Origin of the sequence: Actinomycetospora sp. (assembly GCF_036497245.1) — a bacterium.
Taxonomy (GTDB): Bacteria; Actinomycetota; Actinomycetes; order Mycobacteriales; family Pseudonocardiaceae; genus Actinomycetospora.
Window position 1 is genome coordinate 1 of sequence record NZ_DASXJS010000087.1, and the last position, 4371, is coordinate 4371.

The following is a 4371-nucleotide window of genomic DNA, read 5'->3' on the forward strand; positions in this document are numbered from 1 at the left end:
CGCGACGCCGCCGCGGGTGGCGTCGCGCAGCACCCGGACGCCCTCGCCGCCGGCGTCGAGCAGGTCGGCGGCGAGCGTGTGCATCGCCGCGGTGTCGGAGGTCAGGTCGGAGTCGATGTCGAGGTCGCCGCGCTCGAGCAGGATCGTGACGCCGTGGTCGCCGATCGGCCCGGACACCAGCACCACGTCGCCGGGGCGGGCCCGGTCCGCCCCGAGCGTGACCGGACGGTCGAGGAGCCCGACGCCCGCGGTGGTGACGAAGCAGCCGTCGGCCTTGCCGCGTTCGACCACCTTGGTGTCGCCGGTGACGATCCGCACGCCCGCGGCCTCCGCGGCGCGGGCCATGGAGGTGACGACGCGCTGCAGGTCGGCGACCGGGAACCCCTCCTCGAGCACGAAACCGGCCGACAGGTACAGCGGCCGGGCCCCGCACATCGCCAGGTCGTTGACGGTGCCGTTGACCGCGAGGTCGCCGATGTCGCCGCCCGGGAAGAAGATCGGCGACACGACGTAGGAGTCGGTGGAGAACGCCAGCCGCGTGTCGCCCACGCGCACCATGGCGCCGTCGCCGAGGGGCTCCAGCTCCGGGTTGCGGAACGCCTCGAGGAACACCGCTTCGATCAGCGTGCCCGTCGCCTTCCCGCCCGCCCCGTGCGCCAGCGTGATCCGCTCCTCGCGCACCCGTGGACGGCGCCGCCGGGCCCGCTCGATGCGCTCCAGCACCTGCTCCTCGGTACGCAGGTGCTCGGAGCCGGCGTGCGCGGCGACCGCTTCCTCGGCCCAGGACGCCTGCTCGGTGCCGGTGCCGGTGCCGGTCCCCGTCCCTGTCCCGGTTTCCGCGCTCACCGCCGCACCACCGGATCCGCGAGCATCGTGGCCTCCCGGACGCGCGAGCGGCTGAACCGCCCGAAGTTGTAGTACGCCGCGCACGCCCCCTCCGACGACACCATGCAGGTCCCGATCGGCGTCTCCGGAGTGCACGCGGTGCCGAAGACCTTGCACTCCCAGGGTTCGAGCACCCCCTTGAGCACCTCGCCGCACTGGCACGCCTTGGGGTCGGCCACCCGCACCCCGGGCACGTGGAAGATGCGCTCGGCGTCGAACGCCGCGAACTCCTCCCGCAGCTGCATCGCGGAGTGCGAGATGAACCCGAGGCCGCGCCACTCGAACCACGGCCGCAGCTCCATCACCCGGCCGATCACCTCGAGGGCCCGCTGGTTGCCGTCCCAGGGCACGACGCGGCTGTACTGGTTCTCCACCTCGCAGCGCCCCTCGGCGAGCTGGCGCATCAGCCAGTGCACCGAGGAGAGGATGTCCAGCGGCTCGAAACCGGCCGTGACCAGCGGCTTCCCGTGGTCGCGGGCGATGAACTCGTACGGCCGGCACCCGATGACCGTCGACACGTGGCCCGGGCCGAGGAAACCGTCCAGCCGCAGGTCCGGTGAGTCCAGGATCGCCTTGATCGCCGGGATGATCGTGACGTGGTTGGCGAAGACCGAGAAGTTCTCCAGCCCCTCGGCCTGTGCCCGCAGCACCGTCATCGCCGTCGACGGGGCCGTCGTCTCGAAGCCGATCGCCATGAACACGACGCGCTTGTCGGGGTTGTTCCGCGCGACCTTCAGCGCGTCCAGCGGTGAGTACACCATCCGGATGTCCGCGCCCGCGGCCTTCGCGTCGAAGAACGAGCCGTGCCCACCGGGCACCCGCATCATGTCGCCGAACGCCGTCATGATCACGTCGTCGTTCTCGGCGATCGCGATGGCGTCGTCGACCCGCCCCATCGGCAGCACGCACACCGGGCAGCCGGGGCCGTGCACCAGGCGGACGTTCTCGGGGAGGTGGTCCTCGAGCCCGTGCTTGTAGATGGTGTGCGTGTGGCCGCCGCAGACCTCCATGAACGCGTAGCGCCGCCCCGGCTCGCACAACTCGGCGATGCTGCGCGCCAGGTGGCGTGCGGTCTCGGGGTCCCGGAATTCGTCGACGAAGCGCATCGTCGTCACCCCACGTCCGTCGTCGCGAAGTCCTGCAGTTCCTGGTCGTAGGCGGGGCCGAGCTCGTGGAGGACCCGCAGGGCTGCCGCCGCCTCCTCTTCGTCGATCTTCGCGAGGGCGAAGCCGACGTGGATGAGGATCCAGTCGCCGACGAGGAGCTCCGGCTCCCCCTCGCCGCGGAGCAGGCCGATGTTGACCTTGCGGCGGACGCCGCTGACCGTCACCAGCGCGAGATCGGTGTCGTCGTCGGGCATCTCGACGAGCTCACCGGGGATACCGAGGCACATCAGCCCACCTCCTGTTCGGTGCGGGTGTCCGTCAACGTGATCGACTCCAGGACGAGGTCGTCGCCGGAGCGCAGTTCGAGGTCGTGCCCGCCGCAGTGGCCGCAGGAGACGACGAGCTCGTCGGCGGTCGTCGAGCCGCCGCACCCGCGACACGCCACCTCGACCGCGACCTCGACCACCTCGACCGCGGCTCCGCTCGCCACCGTGCCGTCGGCGACCATGCCGAACGCCGAGTCGAAGACGTCGCGGTCGAGACGCTGCAGCGCCCCGACGTGCAGCCGGAGCGCACTCACCGGGCGACCGCCCGCGCGGGCCTCGACGGCGTCGAGCACCGCGGCCGCGACCCCGAACTCGTGCATCGCCTACATCGCCCGGATGCGCAGGTACCGGCGGATGTCCTCACGGGAGTCGTAGGCGACCCAGCCGACCCCGACCAGCGCCGCCAGCCCGAACAGTTTGATCATTGCGGAACCTCCTCCTTCTGGTGAGCGACGAAGTCCTCCCCGGCCAGCAGCCGGCCGAGCACCCGCCCCAGCGCCGCGACCGCCTCGTCGACGGCGGCGTGCACCGGCGGGCTCAGCCCGATCCCCGGCTCCAGCTCCGCGGGCTCGCACCCCAGCACCAGCACCCGCCCGACGACGCCGCGGGCGCCCTCGCCCGCACCGGTGTCCCGCGCGAGGCCGTCCAGCAGCGCGAGGACGGCGTCGGGGGACATCCCGTGCGGGTCGAGCTCGGCGTCGGCGGCGGCCGAGAGGTCGTGCTCGAGCAGGTAGAGCGCGCCGGGCGGCTGGTCGCGGTGGGTGGTGTCGACGATCAGCAGCACGTCGTAGCCGTCGAGCAGGCGGTAGGCCAGGTGCAGCCCGCGGATGCCGACGTCGACGACCTCCACGCCCGCGGGCACGTCGTCCGGCCGGGCGAGCAGCCGCGCGGCGACCTCGGAGCCGAAGCCGTCGTCGGAGCAGAGCACGTTGCCGACGCCCGCCACGAGGATCCTCATGGGCCCACCGCCAGCTCGTCCGGCGCGAAGTAGCGGAACCGGCCGTGGGCGGTCTGCAGGTCGGTCGGGTCGTCGTCGAGCGAGACCGCGACGTGGACCAGGCCGTCCACGTCGTGCAGGACCGCCTGGACGGTGCCGCGCCGCCCCCGCAGGAACAGGTCCTGGGCGTCGCCCCCGGGCCGCGGCCACAGCACGACCCCGCTGCCCGCGCGGATCTCGACGTCCCCGACGAGCGCGGCGTCCGACGCCGGGTCGACGGAGGCGTCGGCGCCCGGGTCCCACCAGGGCGTTTCGGGGGGAATCAGCGTTTCTGGGTTGGTCAGCGTCGGCACCTCGTCGGGCGCGCGCCCGGCCGGCCGGATCGCGCCGTGCAGCCGTTCGAACATCGCCGGACCCATGGCCTCGATCGCGTCGAGGAGGTCCGCCGCGCGCGGGTCGGTGGCGCGGGCCTCGCGCTTCTCGGCGTCGGTCAGGGCCGCCGTGCGCAGGGTGAGGATCTCGTCGTTCTCGGTGCCGTCGAACAGGTCGGTCGGGCTCTCGGGGGCGAGCTGCGGGTGGTCGGCCAGGATGATCGGGGTCGCGAGCAGCAGCGACGTGCAGCCTTCCGGCCCGGCCAGCACCGGCCAGCTGTGCTCGTTGACGCAGGCCGCGACGGCGGGGGCGGCCCACTCCGGCGGGTCGGTGGCCGAGACGAACGCTCCGGGGTCGAGGGCCAGCACGGTGTGCGCGGCGATGAACGCCCGGTCCAGCTCGCGGTCACCGCCGCCGAGGACCTCGGCGTCGTTCACGACGTCGAGGCGCAGCCGCAGCGCGCCGTACGGGCCGGGCACCGGCTCCAGCGCGACGACGACGCGGCCGGTCAGCGCGTCGGTCTCACGCCGGTAGGTCCCGCGCCGCACCCCCTCGGCGTCGTGGATCGGCTCGACCACCCGGCCCGGGGGGACCTCGACGGGGACGGTGACCGGGGCGTCGCGCAGGTCGTCGACGGCGATCTCGGCGTCGACCTGGCGCGGGACGCCCTCGTCCCACCCGAAGTGGGGCACCCCGTCGACCTCCAGCCGCTCCCGCGGGACGCCGTCGGCGTCGAGGACGGTGC

The 4371-nt window shown here is 73.5% G+C and carries 7 protein-coding genes; all 7 read right to left on the minus strand.

Translation table 11 applies throughout. From position 1 onward, the window contains the following. The coding region (hypE, locus tag VGI02_RS09560) for a hydrogenase expression/formation protein HypE (protein ID WP_331627104.1) at window positions 1–741 on the minus strand (741 nt) is incomplete at its 3' end. Window positions 742–842: 101 nt separating this feature from the next. Then, on the minus strand, window positions 843–1991 hold the full coding sequence (gene hypD / locus VGI02_RS09565; protein ID WP_331627105.1) for a hydrogenase formation protein HypD: 1149 nt from the start codon (window positions 1989–1991) through the stop codon (window positions 843–845). A 5-nt stretch (window positions 1992–1996) separates the two neighbouring features. Then, the gene (locus VGI02_RS09570) at window positions 1997–2278 is read right to left on the minus strand and encodes a HypC/HybG/HupF family hydrogenase formation chaperone (RefSeq protein WP_331627100.1); all 282 of its coding nucleotides are present in this window, start codon (window positions 2276–2278) and stop codon (window positions 1997–1999) included. Then, window positions 2278–2637 carry a hydrogenase maturation nickel metallochaperone HypA/HybF gene (locus tag VGI02_RS09575; protein WP_331627101.1) on the minus strand — a complete coding sequence of 120 codons (360 nt, stop codon included), beginning with the start codon at window positions 2635–2637 and terminating at the stop codon, window positions 2278–2280. The genes VGI02_RS09570 and VGI02_RS09575 overlap by 1 nt, the downstream gene beginning before the upstream one ends. A 3-nt stretch (window positions 2638–2640) precedes the next feature. After that, window positions 2641–2742, minus strand: coding sequence for a DUF6893 family small protein (locus VGI02_RS29110; RefSeq protein ID WP_414638231.1), 102 nt, complete (start codon window positions 2740–2742; stop codon window positions 2641–2643). Further along, window positions 2739–3275 (minus strand): hydrogenase maturation protease, encoded by a 537-nt coding sequence (locus tag VGI02_RS09580; protein WP_331627102.1) that lies wholly within the window; start codon window positions 3273–3275, stop codon window positions 2739–2741. The genes VGI02_RS29110 and VGI02_RS09580 overlap by 4 nt, the downstream gene beginning before the upstream one ends. Then, window positions 3272–4371, minus strand: a 1100-nt coding sequence (locus VGI02_RS09585) for a hypothetical protein (RefSeq protein WP_331627103.1), incomplete at its 5' end; no start/stop codon positions are given. The genes VGI02_RS09580 and VGI02_RS09585, both read right to left, overlap by 4 nt.